The 18693-nt window shown below is 64.1% G+C and carries 14 protein-coding genes; 10 read left to right on the top strand and 4 right to left on the bottom strand.

The annotated features are described in order from the left end of the window. Positions 1-4 precede the first annotated feature (4 nt). The 5 genes from TZ03_RS13285 to TZ03_RS13305 all read left to right on the top strand — a co-directional run bounded on the left by TZ03_RS13285 (position 5) and on the right by TZ03_RS13305 (position 5603). Entirely contained in the window at positions 5-874 is an 870-nt protein-coding gene (locus TZ03_RS13285; RefSeq protein ID WP_051098225.1) for a LysR family transcriptional regulator, read from the top strand. A 218-nt stretch (positions 875-1092) separates the two neighbouring features. Further along, positions 1093-2151, top strand: a complete 1059-nt coding sequence (locus TZ03_RS13290; protein ID WP_051098226.1) for a putative 2-aminoethylphosphonate ABC transporter ATP-binding protein — start codon at positions 1093-1095, stop codon at positions 2149-2151. 1 nt (position 2152) lies between these two features. Next, entirely contained in the window at positions 2153-3877 is a 1725-nt protein-coding gene (locus TZ03_RS13295) for a putative 2-aminoethylphosphonate ABC transporter permease subunit (RefSeq protein WP_051098227.1), read from the top strand. A gap of 18 nt (positions 3878-3895) precedes the next feature. Next, positions 3896-4921 (top strand): putative 2-aminoethylphosphonate ABC transporter substrate-binding protein, encoded by a 1026-nt coding sequence (locus TZ03_RS13300; protein WP_051098228.1) that lies wholly within the window; start codon positions 3896-3898, stop codon positions 4919-4921. Between the two features lie 133 nt (positions 4922-5054). Continuing rightward, positions 5055-5603, top strand: a complete 549-nt coding sequence (locus TZ03_RS13305) for a phosphonate degradation HD-domain oxygenase (RefSeq protein WP_051098229.1) — start codon at positions 5055-5057, stop codon at positions 5601-5603. Between the two features lie 207 nt (positions 5604-5810). Here the strand turns inward: TZ03_RS13305 and TZ03_RS13310 are convergent, their stop codons facing one another. Both TZ03_RS13310 and TZ03_RS13315 read right to left on the bottom strand, forming a co-directional pair. Continuing rightward, positions 5811-7175: a GTPase/DUF3482 domain-containing protein gene (locus TZ03_RS13310; protein ID WP_051098230.1), complete on the bottom strand. Its 1365-nt coding sequence runs from the start codon at positions 7173-7175 to the stop codon at positions 5811-5813. Then, positions 7168-8559, bottom strand: a complete 1392-nt coding sequence (locus TZ03_RS13315) for a DUF2868 domain-containing protein (RefSeq protein ID WP_051098231.1) — start codon at positions 8557-8559, stop codon at positions 7168-7170. Before TZ03_RS13315 ends, TZ03_RS13310 begins: the two co-directional genes overlap by 8 nt. A gap of 54 nt (positions 8560-8613) precedes the next feature. On the opposite strand from TZ03_RS13315, the gene TZ03_RS13320 reads away from it, so the two are divergent. From TZ03_RS13320 to TZ03_RS13335, 4 genes are all read left to right on the top strand, one after another. Next, on the top strand, positions 8614-9129 hold the full coding sequence (locus TZ03_RS13320) for a dihydrofolate reductase (protein WP_051098232.1): 516 nt from the start codon (positions 8614-8616) through the stop codon (positions 9127-9129). 246 nt (positions 9130-9375) lie between these two features. Then, positions 9376-9909, top strand: coding sequence for an RNA polymerase sigma factor (locus TZ03_RS13325; RefSeq protein WP_051098233.1), 534 nt, complete (start codon positions 9376-9378; stop codon positions 9907-9909). Beyond that, positions 9906-10883 (top strand): FecR family protein, encoded by a 978-nt coding sequence (locus TZ03_RS13330; RefSeq protein WP_236692830.1) that lies wholly within the window; start codon positions 9906-9908, stop codon positions 10881-10883. Before TZ03_RS13325 ends, TZ03_RS13330 begins: the two co-directional genes overlap by 4 nt. Positions 10884-11015: 132 nt before the next feature. Further along, complete coding sequence (locus TZ03_RS13335) at positions 11016-13403, top strand: TonB-dependent siderophore receptor (protein WP_051098235.1); 2388 nt, start codon at positions 11016-11018, stop codon at positions 13401-13403. 359 nt (positions 13404-13762) lie between these two features. Here TZ03_RS13335 and TZ03_RS13340 read toward each other — a convergent pair whose 3' ends face one another. Further along, positions 13763-15154, bottom strand: coding sequence for an L-cystine transporter (locus tag TZ03_RS13340; RefSeq protein ID WP_051098236.1), 1392 nt, complete (start codon positions 15152-15154; stop codon positions 13763-13765). 243 nt (positions 15155-15397) lie between these two features. Between TZ03_RS13340 and TZ03_RS13345 the strand changes: the two genes are divergently transcribed. Next, positions 15398-16453: a phosphorylcholine phosphatase gene (locus TZ03_RS13345; RefSeq protein ID WP_051098237.1), complete on the top strand. Its 1056-nt coding sequence runs from the start codon at positions 15398-15400 to the stop codon at positions 16451-16453. Positions 16454-16645: 192 nt separating this feature from the next. Here TZ03_RS13345 and ilvD read toward each other — a convergent pair whose 3' ends face one another. Then, positions 16646-18487 (bottom strand): dihydroxy-acid dehydratase, encoded by a 1842-nt coding sequence (ilvD, locus tag TZ03_RS13350; protein WP_051098238.1) that lies wholly within the window; start codon positions 18485-18487, stop codon positions 16646-16648. Positions 18488-18693 lie beyond the last annotated feature (206 nt).

The following is an 18693-nucleotide window of genomic DNA, read 5'->3' on the forward strand; positions in this document are numbered from 1 at the left end:
GTGCATGCTGAGTTCGGAGCTGAAAGCCTTCTACATGGTGGCCCGCCTGGGCAGTATCACCCTGGCGGCGAAGAAGCTCGGGCTCAGTCAGCCCACGGTGACCACGCAGATTCGCAACCTGGAAAGCCACTACGCGGTGGAGCTGTTCTACCGCGGCGGGCGGCGCCTGGTGCTGAGCGAGGAGGGCGTGCGCCTGCTGCCGATGGTCAAGGCGTTGCTGCAGCAGGAGGCCGACATCGAGTTCGAACTGCGCAACAGCGGCCAGGCCCAGGGCAGCCTGCGTATTGCGGCCACGGCACCTTACTACGTTCTCGACCTGGTGAAGATCTTTCGCGAACGCCTGCCCCAGGTGGAAGTGGCGATGGAGATCGGCAATTCGCAGCAGGTGCTGGAGATGCTCGAGGACTACCGGGTGGATATCGCCGCTTCGTCGCAACTGGTGGAAGACGCGCGCCTGGTACGGCGGGTGCTGGGCAGCGACCCATTGGTGGTAGCGGTGCACCGCAATCACCCGTTGGCCCATCGCCAGGCGGTGTCGATCGAGGTGGTGGCCGGGCATTGCCTGCTGATGCGCGAGAAGGGCTCGACCACGCGCAAGCTGACCGAGCAGATGATGCAAGAGGCGGGGGTGAAGGCCGGGGCGTTGCTGGAAATCGGCAGCCGGGAGTCGATTCGCGAGGCGGTGCTGCGCAATATCGGCATCAGTGTGATTGCCCGCCATGAGGTGCCACACAACCCGGAGTTGCGGGTGCTGGCGCTGGAGAATGCGCCGGTGATGCATGAATACCTGTATTGCCTGAAGGAGCGGCGCCAGGCCCGGTTGCCGGCGGCATTCCTGGGGGTGGCGCAGGAAGTGGCCGGTTCCCATTTCTAAAGCTGTGTTGGCCTCTTCGCGGGCTTGCCCGCTCCCACAGGTACTGCATCGGGTTTGAATTTTGTGGAGGCCCTGTGGGAGCGGGCGAGCCCGCGAAGAGGCCCTCGCAAGCCACTACAAAATCTGCCTATACCACTATCGCTGGCTTTTGCCCAAAAGCCACAGAACCTTCGCACAGCCTTCCTAGCATGGCCCCATCTCTTCGATGAGGCCTTGCCATGAACCACGCCACCCCCGGCGCACAGATGAAAGTGCGCAACATCCACAAGCGCTTCGGTGCCTTCACGGCGCTCAACGATGTCTCGCTGGACATCGCCGCCGGCGAGCTGGTGTGCCTGCTCGGCCCGTCCGGCTGTGGCAAGACCACGCTGCTGCGCTGTATCGCCGGCCTGGAGCGCCAGGACCGCGGCACGCTGTACATCGGCCAGCGCGATATCTCCACGCTGCCGCCCCAGGCCCGTGACTACGGCATCCTGTTCCAGTCCTACGCGCTGTTCCCCAACCTCACCGTCGAAGCCAACATCGCCTACGGCCTGACCGGCAGCGGCCGCGAGCAGGCCCGCCAGCGGGTGGCGGAAATGCTCGAACTGGTGGGCCTGGCCGGCAGTGAGAAGAAGTACCCCGGCCAGCTCTCCGGTGGCCAGCAGCAACGCGTGGCCCTGGCCCGCGCGCTGGCGCCGTCGCCCTCGTTGCTGTTGCTCGACGAGCCGATGTCGGCGCTGGATGCCCGGGTGCGTGAGCACCTGTGCAGCGAACTGCGCCAGCTGCAGCGCCAGTTGGGCATCACCACGCTGATGGTTACCCACAACCAGGACGAAGCCATGCTGATGGCCGACCGCATTGCCGTGATGAACAACGGACAGGTCGAGCAGTACGCCACCCCGCAGGAAATCTACGACCAGCCGGCGACGCCGTTCGTCGCCGAGTTCGTCGGCCAGGGTAACTGGTTGCCGTTCCAGCGCAGCGATGACAGCCATGCCCAGGTCGGTGGCATGAACATGCGCCTGGCACCGGGTTCGGCCCAGGCCAGCAGCGGCCGGTTGTTCTGCCGCCCGGAGGCGATCACGGTCAACCCGGTGGTGCATGAAGAAAACCTGTTCCCGGCCATGGTCCGTGAAATCACCTTCCTCGGTAACCGCTGCCGCATGAGTTTCGAACTCAAGGCCCTGCCAGGCCATGCACTGCTGGCGGAGCTGGCCCCCGAGGCCATGCCGCAGCTGGGCTCGCAGGACATCTGGGTGGCGCTGCCGCCGCAGAGCCTGCAGGTGTTTGCCTGAGATGGCCGCGCCAATGTCCCTGCCGCAGACCCAAACCAAGGCCGCGCCGCGTGCAGGCGTCGCCATGGGTGACCGGCTATTCGTCGTCGGCGGCAAGAGCCTGCTGCTGATCCTTCTGCTGCTGGCTGTGCTGATGCCGCTGCTGGCGATTTTCTGGCGCGGCTTCAGCGCCGAGGCGGGCCAGGGTGGCGGCCTGCTGGCGGCCCGTGAACTGTTTGCCAGTGACAACTTCCACTGGTTGCTGGGCAACAGCCTGTCGGTGGCCTTCACCGTTGCGGCCATCGTGGTGCCCCTGGCCTACCTGTTCGCCTATGCCCTGCAACGCACGCTGATTCCGGCCAAGGGCCTGTGGCGGGGGATCTCGCTGCTGCCGCTGCTGGCGCCGTCGATGCTGCCGGCCATCGCACTGGTCTACCTATTCGGTAACCAGGGGCTATTGCGCGGGCTGCTCAGCGACAACATCTACGGCTTCTGGGGCATCGTGCTGGGCGAGGTCATCTACACCTTCCCGCACGCGCTGATGATTCTGCTGTCGGCGCTGTCGCTGGCCGATGCACGCCTGTTCGACGCGGCGTCCAGCATGGGCGCCGGCCCTTGGCGGGCGTTCACCAGCATCACCTGGCCGGCCACGCGCCAGGCGGTGTTCGCGGCGTTCTGCCTGGTGTTCACCCTGACCATCACCGACTTCGGTGTGCCGGTGGTGGTCGGTGGCGACTATCAGGTGTTGGCCCTGGAGGCCTACAAGGCGGTGGTCGGCCAGCAACAGTTTGGCCGTGGCGCACTGATCGGCATGGTGCTGCTGGTGCCGGCGCTGCTCAGTTTCAGCGTCGATGCCTGGCTGCGCCGGCGCCAGGGCGAGGCCATGAGCGGCCGTGCCCAGGTGTTCGAGCCCAAGCCATCGCGGCGCCGCGATGCCTGCTTCCTGGCCATCGTGCTGCTGGTGTGCGCGGCGTTGCTGCTGGTGATCGGCATGGCGGTGTATTCGTCGCTGGTTACCTTCTGGCCCTACAACCTGTCGTTGTCGCTGCGCCACTACATGTTCGAAGACACCGCCGGTGGCGGCTGGCTGGCCTATCGCAACAGCGTGACCATGGCCGTTGGCACCGCGCTGATCGGCAGTATCGTGATCTTCACCGGCGCTTACCTGATGGAGAAGACCCAGGGCCAACGCCTACTCAACCAGGTGCTGCGCCTGCTCAGCTTCATCCCCATGGCCGTGCCGGGCCTGGTGCTGGGCCTGGGCTACGTTTTCTTCTTCAACCTGAACGGCAACCCTTTGCATGTGTTCTACGGCGGCATGGGGCTGCTGGTGGTGTGCACCATCGCTCATTACCTGACCACCGCGCAGATGACAGCGACCACCGCCCTGCGCCAGCTCGACGGCGAGTTCGAGGCTGCCGCGCTGTCGCTGAAGGCGCCGCTGTACAAGCACTTCCTGCGGGTGACCGTACCGATCTGCCTGCCGGCGCTGCTGGACATCATCCGCTACCTGTTCGTTTCGGCAATGACCACCGTGTCGGCGGCGATCTTCCTGTACAGCCCCGACACCATCCTGGCTGCCGTCGCCGTGCTGAACATGGACGACGCCGGCAACGTCGGCGGTGCTGCCGCCATGTCCACCCTGATTCTGCTGACCAGTGCCGGCGCTTCACTGCTGCTGGCCGCAGCCTCACGCGGCCTGCTGCGCCGCTCCCAAGCCTGGCGCCAACGCGCCGCGACCGTCTGATCTGTAAGGAACCTACCCATGTACAAGCACCTTGCACTTGCCGCTGCCGTTTCCGCCGTGTTCAGCCTGCAGGCCTCGGCCGCCGGCACCCAGCTGACGGTCTACACCGCCCTGGAAGCGGAGCAACTGAAGAGCTACAAGCAGGCCTTCGAGAAGGCCAACCCGGACATCGAGATCAAGTGGGTTCGTGATTCCACCGGCATCATCACCGCCAAGCTGCTGGCCGAGAAAGACCGCCCGCAAGCCGACGCGGTGTGGGGCCTGGCCGCCTCCAGCCTGGCCATTCTCGACCAGAACGGCATGCTCGAAGCCTATGCACCGAAGGACCTGGACAAGATCGCCGGCAACTACCGCGATGCTGCCAACCCGCCGGCCTGGGTCGGCATGGACGTGTGGGCCGCGACCATCTGCTTCAACACCGTCGAGGCCGAGAAACAGGGCCTGAGCAAGCCAGTGAGCTGGCAGGACCTGACCAAGCCCGAGTACAAAGGCAAGATCGTCATGCCTAACCCGGCCTCGTCCGGCACCGGCTTCCTGGATGTGAGCGCCTGGCTGCAGACCTATGGCGAGCCGCAGGGCTGGGCCTACATGGATGCCTTGCACCAGAACATCGGCCAGTACGTTCATTCTGGCTCCAAACCGTGCAAGCTGGCGGCGGCGGGCGAGTTCCCGATTGGTATCTCGTTCGAGTACCCGGCCGTGCAGCTCAAGCGCCAAGGTGCACCGCTGGACATCGTGCTGCCGAAGGAAGGCCTGGGTTGGGAGATCGAGGCGACTGCGGTGATCAAGGGTTCGCCCAAGGCGGATGCGGCCAAGCGCCTGGCCGATTTCTCGGCCAGCCCGGCGGCCATGGAGCTGTACAAGGAGAACTTCGCCGTGCTGGCCGCGCCGGGCATTGCCAAGCCGCAGACCGAGCTGCCGGCGGACTATGAGCAGCGCCTGATCAAGAACGACTTTGCCTGGGCTTCGAAGAACCGTGACCAGATCCTGGCCGAGTGGCGCAAGCGCTATGATGGCAAGTCGGAGAAGGTGGCCCAGCAGTAACCTGTACCGGCCTCTTCGCGGGCTTGCCCGCTCCCACAGGGATAGCGCGCAGTTGAAGACCTGCGCAGTACCTGTGGGAGCGGGCAAGCCCGCGAAGAGGCCACCGCCGCTATCAAGCCAGGACAAGATACCGATGCCTACCCCAGCCCAGATCATCGACAGCACCTTCGCCCTGTATGAGCGCCACGGCAGCGACGACTACATCGGCGAAGCCATCACCCAGCTCGAACACATGTCCCAGGCCGCGCAACTGGCCATGGCCGAAGGCTTCGATGACGAAGTGGTGCTGGCAGCGTTCTTCCACGACATTGGCCACCTGTGTGGCGGTGACGCCAGCATGGGCGGCTACGGGGTGGTCAGCCATGAGCGCATTGGTGCCGAGTACCTGCGCCGCTGTGGCTTTGGCGAGCGTATGGTGCGACTGGTGCAATATCACGTGGAAGCCAAGCGCTACCTGACTTTGCGCCAGCCGGGGTATTACCAGCGCTTGAGCGAGGCGAGCCGGCGTACCTTGGGGTATCAGGGGGGCATGATGAATGAGGCCGAGGCGGATGCGTTCGAGCGGGATCCGCTGTTCGAGGTGAGCTTGCGCATGCGGGAGTGGGATGAGAAGGCCAAGGAGGTCGGGGTGCCGCTGATTGACCTGGATGGGTTGAAGCAGAAGGCTTTGGCTTTACTCTGAAATCCTGGTTGCCAGCACCGGCCCTATCGCCGGCAAGCCAGCTCCCACAGGATCGCATCAGGGCTGAAAGATGCTGTGGCGAGCACCTGGCAACCCTGGTGCCTTTGCCAGAAACCATAGAATCTCCCACAGGTACTGCGCAGGTCTTGAAGGCTGTGGGGTTCCTGTGGGAGCTGGCTTGCCGGCGATAGGGCCGGGCCTGCTGGCTCAAATCTGTGAAACCAGCGCCTCCAACTGCTCCTGTCGCTCCGCCTGGTTCAGTTTCGCACCAGGGTTCAGCGTCGACCACTGCGGATGCGCCCGGGCCTTCACCAGCGCCTCTGGCAGCTTGCCCTCGCGCCAGGCTTTCTCATCCAGCTCTCCTAGCCTGATGCTGTCCTGCGCCGCATGTCCGCGGCTATCCAGCGCCACCATCAACTGCTGCTGACGCAAGGCCAGCAGCCGCAATACGGTGTCATCCACGGTCAGCTCGCGCTTGCCCTTGAGCTTGCCCATCAACCGCGAACCATAGTTGCGCGCCGTCTGCAGCGCGCCGCCGGCAATCGCCCCGGCCAACGCCGCTGCACCTAAGGTAAGTCCGCCAACCAGCAGATCGACCCCGGCACCTGCCGCAGCCCCGGCCGCTACCCCGCTGCCCAGGCGCACGCCCAGCAGTTTCAGGGTTTCGGGGTTGAACAGGTCGTCGCCCCAGCGGCCATCCAGCAAGGGCAGGTCGCTGGCATGGGCATCCTCGCGGCGGAAGGCATACAGCTTGAGCAGCGCCTCGACACAGCGCTGTTCGCGTTGACGCACGTCGTGTCGCAAGGCCTCGATGGCGCGGGCTTCGGCCGCTGGCTCGGCCTCGACACTGCGCCGACAGGCGGCGCAGTCCAGCAGCAACTCGGCAATCAGGCGCTTGCCGCTGTGTCGACGAGCCAGGCGCTGGGCCTGCTGGTCGTCGATCAGCCGCTGCAGGGCCGGGCGGGCGCCTTCCAGCAGCAGGGCCAGGCTCTCGTACAAACGGCGCTCGCCGTCCTCTGGCGGGGCCACGCTGTCGAACCGCACCAACGCGTGAAGGCCAAGCCGGGCAAGGGCTTCACGCCATTGTGGTTCGCGGTGCTGATGGCTGGCGACGAAGTTCAGCACTGGCAGCAATGGCTTGCCGCAGCTGGCCAGCACTTCCAGTTCGTCGCGGTACTTGGCCAGCACCGGCTCGCGTGCGTCGATCACATACAGGCCGGCATCGCTGGCCTGCAACTGGCGCAGCACCTTGGCCTCCTGCTCGAAACGCTGGCGTGCTTCGCTGCCTTGCAGAAAACGCTCCAGGCGGGCCGGGCCGTCCAGGCGTTCGCCCGGGCGCTCCAGCCGCTCGAGGTAATCGAGCAGGGCGATGGCGTCTTCCAGGCCCGGGGTGTCGTACAGCTCCAGCAAGGGTTCACCATCCACCGACAGGCGCGCGCCTTCCACATGGCGGGTGGTGCTGGGGCGGTGGGACACTTCGCCAAAGCTCACGTCGCGGGTCAGGGTGCGCAGCAGCGAGGTCTTGCCGACGTTGGTGTGGCCGACCACGGCCAGTTTCAGTGGCTCAGTCATGGCCATGCTCCAGCCAGGTCAGCGGTGAGGTGTCGGCGTGCGCCAGGCCAAGGCGGTCGAGGGCTTCGTGCCAGTCACCGAGGCGCTGGGCATCGAGGGCCTGGCCCGGTGCTGCCTGCAGCAGCCAGATACGGGTTGCGCCGGCATTGCGCGCCAGTTCGGCGAGCAACGCCAGGCTGCCGCGGTCGGGCGAACGCCGTGGGTCGCAGGCGATGGCCAGGCGTGCAGGAGGGAAGCGGCTGAGCTGTTCGAGCAGGCGGTTACGCGATTCGCGGCTGTCGAGTACGCCGGCATCGGTCACGCTTTTGGGTAGGGCCGGCGGCCAGGGGCGCTGGTCGTCCAGCTCCAGGCCGACCAGCAGGGCGCCGCTGCTGCCGCTTTCCAGCTGGCCGGCGGCGAACTGCGGCAAGGCTTCGGGCGCAGCATCCTGCACGCCGATGCGTTCGCTGCGCGGCATCAGCGCTTCGCGCAGTTGCGCGTAGCCGGGCAGGCTCAGGTCCAGCGCCAGGCGTTCGCGGCCCTGGCGCCAGCGCCACAGGCATAGCCCGGCCAGCAGCAGGCGTGGCAGCAGGCCATATACCAGCACCACGCCGAGCAGCCAGCTGGCCCAGGCCTGGCGCGCCAGGTCCAGAGCCGGCAGGCTGTCGCCGCTGGCGCGGATCATGGCTTCGTCAGGTACGGCAAAGCCCAGCAACGAGGGCAGGGCGCCCAAGGCTTGGGTGAGGTGAATGAACGGGTCGGCGGCGAGCAGCGTGGTTTCCCAGACAAAGCCGTAGCGACGGGTGGCGAGCAAGGTCAGCAGCATGCCCAAGGCCGTGAGCATCGCCAGCAGCCACAGGCCATGCACCAGCAGGCCGAGCAGCCAGCGGTTGAGGCGCTGGCGTTGCAGCAGCACCAGCAGCGCCGGCGCCAGGTGCGCGGCCTTGGCGTCACGGGCAAAGCGTTCGCTCAGCCACAGCCACAGGCGGCCCAGCCCCGCGCCATGTTCGCCACTCACGGCAAAACCGACGGCCCAGCCCAGCAGCATCAGCAGGTTCAGCCCGAGCAGGCTGCCCAGCGCCCAGAACACATTCACCGGGCGTTGCCCGTCGCCGAGGGCGGCCAGCGCCAGGCCTGCACCGCTGAGCACGGCCATCAGCAGCAAGGCCAGCAACGCCAGGCGCGCGCCCTGCTTCCAGTGGCGCAGGGCGGTGCTGATGCCATCGCGTTCGGCCAGGAACAGCGCCCGAGCTTCGATCCGCATCGCCAGGTCGCCGCCGAGTTGGCGCGCATGGCGGTTGGCTTCCTGATCTTCCAGCAGGCCGGCGTGTTCTTCGCGCAGGCGTACCGCTTCGGTTAGCCAGCGCTTGTCCAGTGGAGTCGGTGCAGTCACAAGGTCTTCCATTGCACAGGTCAGGGCAGAAGCATAACCCACACGCCCGGTGCTATCCTCGCTGGCATGAATACATCACTCCCCCTCAGCCTGATCGCGGCTCACGCCGAGAACCGTGTGATCGGCATCGACAACTCCATGCCCTGGCATTTGCCGGGGGACTTCAAGTATTTCAAGGCCACCACCCTGGGCAAGCCGATCATCATGGGGCGCAAGACCTGGGACTCGCTGGGGCGGCCGCTGCCCGGGCGGTTGAATATCGTGGTCAGCCGGCAGGCCGGGCTGGAACTGGCCGGGGCCGAGGTGTTTAGCTCCCTGGAACAGGCGCTGGTGCGGGCCGAGCAGTGGGCGCTTGAGAAAGGCGTCGATGAGCTGATGCTGATTGGCGGGGCGCAGTTGTATGGGCAGGCGCTGGAGAAGGGGCTGGTCAGCCGGATGTACCTGACGCGGGTGGAATTGGCACCGGCGGGGGATGCCTGGTTTCCTGAGTTCGATCAGGGGCAGTGGAAACTGGTGTCGAGCGAGGCACAGGCTGAAGAAGGCAAGCCTGGGTATCACTTCGAGGTTTGGGACAGGGTTTGAGATTTCTGGGGGCCGCTTTGCGGCCCATCGCCGGCAAGCCAGCTCCTACAGAGACTGTGCAAAGCTTGAGATCTGCACGGTACCTGTGGGAGCTGGCTTGCCGGCGATGGGCTGCACAGCAGCCCCAATGTGCCTTATAGGCTTTACTGACTGGCACCGAGTCGCACCTTGCGCGGGCATCAATTGCGAATACATCTCATCATCTGCTAGCGTGCGCACCTCCGAGACCTTGAGCCGAGACGTGCCGTGTCCTCATGGAACAAGCAGATCGCTCGTCTGTTCACCGAGCAGAAGAAAGCGCTGGAAGCGTTTGTTGCGCGGCGCACCGGTAATGCCCAGGTAGCCGCCGACCTGACCCAGGAATCGTTCCTGCGCCTGGCGCGGCTGCCTGCCGACAAGCAGATCGACAACCTGCCGGCCTTTCTCTTCACCATCGCCAGCAACCTGGTACGCGATCACCAGCGCCAGATGATTCGGCGCGAGCGCCTGGACGGTGGCGAACCCAGTGAGGATCTGGCCAGCGACGACCCCGGTGTCGAAGAGCAACTGCTCGACCAGCAGCAGCACGCCTTGATGCAGGCGGCGATCGAGTCGCTGCCCGAGGCTACCCGGCATATCTTCCTGCTCTATCATGTCGACGGCTGCAGCTACCGGGAAATCGGCGAGCGCATGAACATCACGCCACGCAGCGTCGAATACCAGCTGCGCCGGGCACTGCTCGACTGTCGCGCCTTCATCAAGCGGCAACTGGCCGGCCAGGTGAGGACGCTGCGGCCATGAACCCTGGAACGACAGATATCCCGATGAGCGAAACGCCCGACAGCGAGCAGTTATTTGCCGAAGCTACAGCCTGGTACTACCGTCTGCAGGCCGACGATGTCACGCCCGAGGAGCAGGCGGCGTTCGCTGCCTGGAAGGCCACAGGGGTTGCGCAGGCGCAGGCCTGGGACGAAGTGATCCTGTTGCTGGGCGCCTTGCAGGCACCTGCTGCACGCCTGCGTGAACAGCAGCGCCAGCAGTGGCGCAAGCCTGCCCGGCGAACCTGGCGCAAGGTTGCCCAGGGCGTTGCGGCGGCCTTGTTGCTTGGCTTGCTGATTGGCCAGACGCCTTTCATCGACCGTTGGCGCGCCGACTATGCCACGGCTACGGGGGAGTCACGCAGCATCCGGCTCGACGACGGCTCGCAGCTGCAACTGAACACCGATACGGCGATACAGGTCGTGCTGGCGCAAGGTGAGCGACGGGTCCGGCTATTGCGTGGCGAAGCCTGGTTCGACGTGGCGCGCGACCCCGCCCGGCCGTTCGTGGTGAATGCGGGTGATGGTTGGGTGCGGGTGGTCGGCACCCGTTTCAGCGTGGCCAGTGACGCTGGGCAGACTCGGGTCAAAGTCGCCCAAGGCAAGGTCGAGGTCAATGCTGGCAGTGGCCTGGGGGTATTCCTAGAACCGGGGCAGGCGGTGGAGTATGCAGCAGGCTCGCTGGACGCCCTGCACCCATTCGACCCCGCCGGCGCCTTTGCCTGGCGGCAGCGGCAACTGGTGTTCAGCCAGCAGCCGCTGGCCGAGGTGGTCGCCGAGTTGAACCGCTATTGGCCAGGCCAGACCGTGCTGCTGGGCGATGGCCTGCGCCAGCGCAAGGTGTCTGGTGTGTTCGAAATCGACAAGCCCGATGCCGTGCTCAAGGCGCTGACCCATACCTTGGGGCTGCGTGCCGAGCAGTACACGCCTTACCTGCGGATTCTTCGTGAGGGCTGAGCGAAGAATTTTTAAAAAGTTTCAGGGTTTCCCGCCAGGCCGTCGTCCTTGATTGGGTAGGCGCAAATAATAAGCACTCTCAGACAGTGCCGCGCCGTCGATCATCAGGACGCATTCGGGGAGCCTCACCACATGAAGATCATCGCCACGCGCACCGCGCTCGGCCTGGCCATCGCGCTTGCCTGCGGCACATTGGCCGTGCCATTGCACGCCAGTGCCGCGACCCAGGCTCAAGCCTATCGTTTCGAGATTCCGGCCCAGCCGCTGGACTCGGCCCTGGCTGCCTTCAGTGCGGTGACGCGAATTCAAGTGCTGGTGCCTGGCGAGTTCACCCAGGGCCTGCGTTCGCCAGGGGTGAGCGGCAGTTATCCACAGGAGCAGGCGTTGAGCCGCCTGTTGCAGGGTACCGGGCTCAGTGCCAGCTACATCGACGGCGATAGTGTCACCCTGCAGAGGCGCGGCAATGACGAGGACAGCTCGCTGCAACTGGGCGCGATCAAGATCGACAGCCGACAATTGGGTACCACCACCGAAGGCACGCGTTCCTACACCACCAGTGCGCTGACCATCGGCAAGGGCGAGCAGAAGCTCAAGGACATTCCCCAGTCGGTCTCGGTGGTTACCCGCCAACGCCTGGACGACCAGAACATGAACAGCCTGCAGGACGCCATGCGCCAGGTGACCGGGGCGACGATCAAGTCCTATAACACCGGCTCCAACCTGAACGACGTGTACATGCGCGGCTTCCTGGTCGACCAGGTACAGGTCGATGGCGTTTCGCAGCGCACGGGGCAGGGTGACATGGCCACCAGCTTCGACCTGGCCATGTTCGATCGCGTCGAGGTATTGCGTGGCCCGTCGGGCTTGTATCAGGGGGCGGGTGAACCGGGCGGCACCATCAACCTGGTGCGCAAGCGGGCGCTGGGGCAATTCGGCTTGTCTGGCGAGCTGTCGGCGGGCAGTTGGGACCGCTATCACTCCACGGTCGACATCACCGGGCCGCTGAACGACCAGGGCACCCTGCGTGGGCGTTTCGTCACGGCCTACGAGAACAACCAGTCGTTCGTCGATTACGCACAGAATGAGCGGCCGATGATCTACGGCCGCCTGGAATATGACATTACCCCGGCCACCACGCTGTCTTTCGGTGGCACCTACCAACGCAACAACTCCACGCCCGCCTTCGGTTTGCCGGCCTATGCCGATGGCAAGTTGCTCGACGTCAGCCGCTCGACCTTCGTCGACGCCAAGTGGAACGAACTGGACGAGCGCCTGTGGGAAAGCTTCTTCGAAGTGGACCATACGCTGGAAAACGGCGGCCAGTTCAAGACTTCGCTGACCTACCGCGATGCCGAGACGCCGACCCGTAACTTTACCTGGACTGACGATGCGGTGGACCCGGAGACCGGCGGCAGTTACGCACTTGCCTATTCCTACTACACGCATATCAAGTCAGTGGGCCTGGACAGCTTCGTCACCCTGCCGGTAGAGGCTTTCGGTCGTACCCACGAGTTCACGGTGGGCGGCGAATACCAGCATCTGGACAAGGACTTCACCTACGGTGGCGGCGAATATTTCGCCATCAACGTGTTTGACCCGGGCAGCATCGATATTCCCAAGCAGGAATACGAGATGGTCAACGGCAACTGGTCGAAGTCCAACCAGTATGGTGTTTACGCCCGGGCCAAGATCAGCGCCACCGACTGGCTGGACGTGATTCTGGGCAGCCGGGTGAGCTGGTTCGATAGCGAGGCGCGCAACGCCAACCCGTTCTTCAACCAGTTCAACAGCTCCGATACCAACATCGATCGCAAGTTCATCCCTTATGCAGCGCTGGTCGCCAAGCTCACCCCTGAGCTGTCGGCCTACGCCAGCTATACCAGTATCTTCAAGCCGCAGACCGAGGTGGATGCCGATGGTGTGCCGATCGACCCGCGCAAAGGCAAGCAGTATGAGTTGGGGCTCAAGCGGGAGTTCTTCGATGGTCGGCTCAACGGCAGCGTGGCGCTGTTCCGCATCTATGACGAGAACCGTGCGCAGTCGGTGAGCCAGACGGCGTACTACGAAGCGCAGGCCAAGGTGCGTAGCCAAGGGTGGGAAACCGAGCTGGCGGGCAACCTGACCGATAACTGGAGCATCAGCACCGGTTACGCTTTCACTATGCTTAAATCGATGAGCGATGAGAACTATCAGGGCATCAGCATTACGCCGAAGCACAACTTCAACCTGTGGACGCGTTACGAGTTCAGCGATGGGCCGTTGCAGGGCTTCAGTGTCGGCGGCGGGGTACGGGTGGTTAGCGAGACCTATTACATGCGCAACGGCGTGGACTTCGTGCAGGGTGGCTACAGTGTGGCGACGGCGCAGGTGGGGTACCGCTTCAACAAGCATCTGACGACGACGCTGACGGCGAACAACCTGTTCGATCGCAAGTATTACGAGCGGGTCGATAGTGCCTGGGGCTCGAACTTCTATGGTGAGCCGCGGAACCTGACGTTGAGCTTGCGGGCCAGTTACTGAATTGAGAATGTCGGGGCTGCTTTGCAGCCCTTTCGCCGGCAAGCCAGCTCCCACCTCGACCGCATGGGCCTCAAGCCCTGTGCAGTACCTGTGGGAGCTGGCTTGCCGGCGATGAGGCCAGTCCAGGCAATACAAGACAGTTGCTCCCACCTCGACCGCATAGGTCTCAAGCCCTGTGCAGTACTTGTGGGAGCTGGCTTGCCGGCGATGAGGCCAGTCCAGGCAATGCAAGACAGTTGCTCCCACCTCGACCGCATAGGTCTCAAGCCCTGTGCAGTACTTGTGGGAGCTGGCTTGCCGGCGATGAGGCCGGTCCAGGCAATGCAAGACAGTTGCTCTCACAGGGGCCCGGCAATCTGTCAGGTATGGCTCAGCTCGGCATGCTCATCGTCCGCCAGCACGTCCTTGTCGGTCTCTTTCAACAACTGGCTGGTCACCACGCCTGCGGTCATCGAACCATTCACGTTCAATGCCGTACGGCCCATGTCGATCAGCGGTTCCACCGAAATCAGCAACGCCACCAGCTCCACCGGCAAGCCCATGGCCGGCAGCACAATCAGCGCGGCGAAGGTGGCGCCGCCACCCACGCCGGCAACTCCCGCCGAACTCAGGGTGACGATGGCCACCAGGGTGGCGATCCACAACGGGTCGAAGGTATCGATGCCTACCGCCGGTGCCACCATCACTGCCAACATGGCGGGATAGAGGCCGGCGCAGCCGTTCTGGCCAATGGTGGTGCCGAACGATGCGCTGAAGCTGGCAATCGACTGCGGCACGCCCAGGCGGCGGGTTTGCGCTTCGATGTTCAGCGGGATACTGGCGGCACTGGAGCGGCTGGTGAAGGCGAAGGTCAGCACCGGCCAAACCTTGCGGAAGAAGCGCAGCGGGCTTACGCCACTGGCGGCGAGGATGATGCCGTGCACCACGAACATCAGCGCCAGGCCCAGGTACGACACCACCACGAAGCTGCCCAGCTTGAGGATGTCTTCCATGTTCGAGCTGGCGACCACCTTGGTCATCAATGCCAGCACGCCATACGGGGTCAGCTTCATCACCACCCGCACCAGGCGCATCACCCAGGCCTGCAGGGTGTCGATGGCCGACAGCGCACGCTCACCTTTCTCGGCATCGTCCTTGATAAGTTGCAACGCGGCCAGGCCGATGAACACGGCGAAGATCACCACGCTGATGATCGAGGTCGGCTTGGCCCGCGCCAGGTCGCCCACCGGGTTGCTGGGGATGAACGACAGCAGCAGCTGCGGGATGTTGAGGTCGGCGACCTTGCCCGCGTAGTCGCTGTGGATAACCTGCATGCGTGCGCTTTCCTGGGCGCCGGCCACCAGGCCCTCGGCGCTGAGGCCGAACAGGTTGGTAAGCACGATGCCGATCAGCGCGGCAATGGCGGTGGTCAGCAGCAGCGTACCGATACTCAGCACGCTGATGCGGCCCAGCGACGAGGCATTGTGCAGGCGCGCCACGGCACTGAGGATCGAAGCGAAGATCAGCGGCATGACGATCATCTGCAACAGGCCGACGTAGCCGTTGCCGACCAGGTCGAGCCAGGTGATGGTGGCCTTGAGCACGGGGTGGCCAGCGCCATAGAGGGTGTGCAGGACCAGGCCGAAGACCACGCCCAGCACCAGGCCCAGCAGTACCTTCTTGGCCAGGCTCCAGTCGGTGCGGCGGGTTTGCGCCAGGCCCAGCAACAGGGCCAGGAACGCCAGCAGGTTAAGCGACAGCGGCAGGTTCATTGAAGCTCCAGCAGAAAAAGCAGAATTGGCATCGCCTCTGTGAGCGATTGCGAACTGAAATGCTAACAGTCTGAAAACAAACGAATTTATACCTAAATGGAATTTGCTTAGTCGTTTATGGAATAACCAAGTGTCGCGGATTGCAATGAACGCGGCGTTTGCAGCTGCCTGGAGGTCGTTATCGGGGCTTGTCGACTGGGATTGTTGCACTAGCGTTTCTGGGTCATTTCAGGAGATTCGTACATGAAAGTCGCTGTGAAAGCCGCCGCCATCGGCCTGTCCCTGCTGTTCAGTATCGAAACCTTCGCCACCGAGCTCAGGCATTGGCCTGCCGACGCGGCCAAACAGCTCGACAGCATGATCGCCGCCAATGCCAACCAGGGTAACTACGCGGTGTTCGACATGGACAACACCAGTTACCGCTACGACCTCGAAGAAGCCTTGCTGCCGTTCATGGAAAACAAAGGGCTGCTTAGCCGCGACAAGCTCGCCCCTTCGTTGAAACTGATACCGTTCAAGGACACCGCCGAGCACAAGGAAAGCCTGTTCAGTTACTACTACCGGCTATGCGAAGTCGACGACATGGTCTGCTACCCGTGGGTGGCCCAGGTGTTTTCCGGCTTCACCCTCAAGGAGTTGAAGGTGCAGGTGGATGAACTGATGGCTTCGACCAAGCCGATTCCCAGCACCTATTACGAAGGCGAGCAGGTCAAGGCCATTGAGGTACAGCCGCCCAAGGTGTTCAAGGGCCAGGCCGAGCTGTACAACAAGCTGATGGAGAACGGCATCGAGGTATATGTGATTTCTGCTGCCTCCGAAGAGCTGGTGCGCATGGTCGCCTCGGACCCCAAGTACGGCTACAACGTGAAGCCGCAGAACGTGATTGGTGTGAGCCTGCTGCTCAAGGACCGCGCCAGCGGCCAGCTGACCACCGCGCGCAAGCAGATCAGCGCCGGGGACTACGATGCCAAGGCCAACGAAGGGCTGGAACTGACCCCGTACCTGTGGACCCCAGCCACCTGGATGGCGGGCAAGCAGGCGGCGATCCTGACCTATATCGATGAATGGAAGAAGCCGGTGCTGGTGGGCGGCGATACCCCGACCAGTGACGGCTACATGCAGTTTCATGGGGTGGATGTGGGCAAGGGCGGCATCCACCTGTGGATAAACCGCAAGGCCAAGTACATGGACCAGTTGAACGGGATGATTGCCAAGAATGCGGCGGCGCAGGCCAGGGAAGGGGTGCCGGTGACGGCGGACAAGAACTGGGTGATCGTGACGCCGGAGCAGATTCAGTAGTTGTTGTGTCGCCTGCGCTGGCCCTATCGCCGGCAAGCCAGCTCCCACAGGAACCCCGCAGTTTTGAAGGCCTGTGTATTTCGTGTGGGAGCTGGCTTGCCGGCGATAGGGCCGGATCAGGCAGCATATAAACCACAGGACATAAAAAACCGGCGCTCAGGGCGCCGGTTCTTCTTTCACACCCAAAGCGCCTTACAGCCCTTCGAGCATCGCCTTGTTACGCACGGCACCCTTGTCGGCACTGGTCGCCAGCAGGGCATAGGCCTTCAGCGCGGTAGTCACCTTGCGTGGGCGTACTTCAGCCGGTTTCCAGCCCTTCTTGTCTTGCTCGACACGGCGTGCAGCCAGCTCTTCGTCGCTGACCTGCAGGTTGATCGAACGGTTGGGGATGTCGATCAGCACCTTGTCGCCGTCGCGCACCAGGCCGATGGCGCCGCCAGCAGCGGCCTCCGGCGAGGCGTGGCCGATCGACAGGCCCGAGGTACCGCCCGAGAAGCGGCCGTCGGTGAGCAGGGCGCAGGCCTTGCCCAGGCCTTTGGACTTCAGGTACGAGGTCGGGTACAGCATCTCTTGCATGCCCGGGCCGCCTTTCGGGCCTTCGTAGCGGATGATCACGATGTCGCCGGCCTTCACTTCGTCGGCGAGGATGCCGCGCACGGCGCTGTCCTGGCTCTCGAAGATCTTCGCGGTGCCTTCGAACACCAGGATCGACTCGTCGACACCGGCGGTCTTCACCACGCAGCCATCCAGCGCGATGTTGCCGTACAGCACGGCCAGGCCGCCTTCTTGCGAGTAGGCGTGCTCGACACTGCGGATGCAGCCTTCGGCGCGGTCCAGGTCCAGGCTCGGCCAGCGGGTCGACTGGCTGAACGCGGTCTGCGTCGGAATGCCCGCAGGGCCTGCCTTGAAGAAGGTGTGCACGGCTTCGTCATCGGTCTGGGTGATGTCCCACTTGGCGATGGCTTCTTCCATGCTGCGGCTGTGCACGGTCGGCAGGTCGGTGTGCAGCAGGCCGCCACGGGCCAGCGAACCGAGGATGCTGAAGATGCCGCCGGCGCGGTGCACGTCTTCCATGTGGTACTTCTGGATGTTCGGCGCCACTTTGCACAGCTGCGGCACCTTGCGCGACAGGCGGTCGATGTCGCGCAGGTCGAACGCCACCTCGCCTTCCTGGGCAGCGGCCAGCAGGTGCAGGATGGTATTGGTCGAGCCGCCCATGGCGATGTCGAGCATCATGGCGTTCTCGAACGCCTTGAAGTTGGCGATGCTGCGCGGCAGCACCGACTCGTCGTTCTCGCCATAGTAGCGTTTGCACAGCTCGACGATGGTGCGGCCGGCAGTGAGGAACAGCTGTTCGCGGTCGGCGTGGGTGGCCAGGGTCGAGCCGTTGCCCGGCAGGGCCAGGCCCAGGGCTTCGGTCAGGCAGTTCATCGAGTTGGCGGTGAACATGCCGGAGCACGAGCCACAGGTAGGGCAGGCGCTACGCTCGTATTCGGCGACTTTTTCGTCGGAGGCCGAGGAGTCGGCGGCGATGACCATGGCGTCTACCAGGTCCAGGCCGTGGCTGGCCAGCTTGGTCTTGCCGGCTTCCATCGGGCCGCCGGAGACGAAGATCACCGGGATGTTCAGGCGCAGGGCGGCCATCAACATGCCGGGGGTGATCTTGTCGCAGTTGGAGATGCACACGATGGCGTCGGCGCAGTGGGCGTTGACCATGTATTCCACGGCGTCGGCGATGATCTCGCGGCTTGGCAGCGAGTACAGCATGCCGTCGTGGCCCATGGCGATACCGTCATCGACCGCGATGGTGTTGAATTCCTTGGCCACGCCACCGGCGCGTTCGATTTCGCGGGCGACCAGCTGGCCCAGGTCCTTCAGGTGCACGTGGCCCGGGACGAACTGGGTGAACGAGTTGGCGATGGCGATGATCGGTTTCTTGAAGTCTTCGTCCTTCATCCCGGTGGCGCGCCACAGGGCACGGGCGCCGGCCATGTTGCGGCCTTGGGTGGAAGTCTTGGAACGATAATCAGGCATGAAACACTCCTGGCGGCATAATCAGGTCACATAAAGGGGAGTGAGCTTCTCTTGTCCTTTGCGCCGCAGGCCGGTTGCCACTGGCGCGGATGAGGCCGAAGACACCACGGGATCGCCGCGTGCTTGGCCAGAGCTCATAAACCCGCCGGGGATGACTGGCGATGAATAGGCCGATTCTACACCGCTGGCGCGGCGAAGGAATGCGC

Source organism: Pseudomonas sp. 10-1B, from assembly GCF_000935045.1.
Taxonomy (GTDB): Bacteria; Pseudomonadota; Gammaproteobacteria; order Pseudomonadales; family Pseudomonadaceae; genus Aquipseudomonas.

Excerpts from the sequence above, each read along its gene's own strand:
- TZ03_RS13285 (WP_051098225.1), top strand. The coding sequence starts at position 5 with ATGCTGAGTTCGGAGCTGAAAGCCTTCTACATGGTGGCCCGCCTGGGC.
- TZ03_RS13290 (WP_051098226.1), top strand. The coding sequence starts at position 1,093 with ATGAACCACGCCACCCCCGGCGCACAGATGAAAGTGCGCAACATCCAC.
- TZ03_RS13295 (WP_051098227.1), top strand. The coding sequence starts at position 2,153 with ATGGCCGCGCCAATGTCCCTGCCGCAGACCCAAACCAAGGCCGCGCCG.
- TZ03_RS13300 (WP_051098228.1), top strand. The coding sequence starts at position 3,896 with ATGTACAAGCACCTTGCACTTGCCGCTGCCGTTTCCGCCGTGTTCAGC.
- TZ03_RS13305 (WP_051098229.1), top strand. The coding sequence starts at position 5,055 with ATGCCTACCCCAGCCCAGATCATCGACAGCACCTTCGCCCTGTATGAG.
- TZ03_RS13310 (WP_051098230.1), bottom strand. The coding sequence starts at position 7,175 with ATGACTGAGCCACTGAAACTGGCCGTGGTCGGCCACACCAACGTCGGC.
- TZ03_RS13315 (WP_051098231.1), bottom strand. The coding sequence starts at position 8,559 with ATGGAAGACCTTGTGACTGCACCGACTCCACTGGACAAGCGCTGGCTA.
- TZ03_RS13320 (WP_051098232.1), top strand. The coding sequence starts at position 8,614 with ATGAATACATCACTCCCCCTCAGCCTGATCGCGGCTCACGCCGAGAAC.
- TZ03_RS13330 (WP_236692830.1), top strand. The coding sequence starts at position 9,906 with ATGAACCCTGGAACGACAGATATCCCGATGAGCGAAACGCCCGACAGC.
- TZ03_RS13335 (WP_051098235.1), top strand. The coding sequence starts at position 11,016 with ATGAAGATCATCGCCACGCGCACCGCGCTCGGCCTGGCCATCGCGCTT.
- TZ03_RS13340 (WP_051098236.1), bottom strand. The coding sequence starts at position 15,154 with ATGAACCTGCCGCTGTCGCTTAACCTGCTGGCGTTCCTGGCCCTGTTG.
- TZ03_RS13345 (WP_051098237.1), top strand. The coding sequence starts at position 15,398 with ATGAAAGTCGCTGTGAAAGCCGCCGCCATCGGCCTGTCCCTGCTGTTC.
- ilvD (WP_051098238.1), bottom strand. The coding sequence starts at position 18,487 with ATGCCTGATTATCGTTCCAAGACTTCCACCCAAGGCCGCAACATGGCC.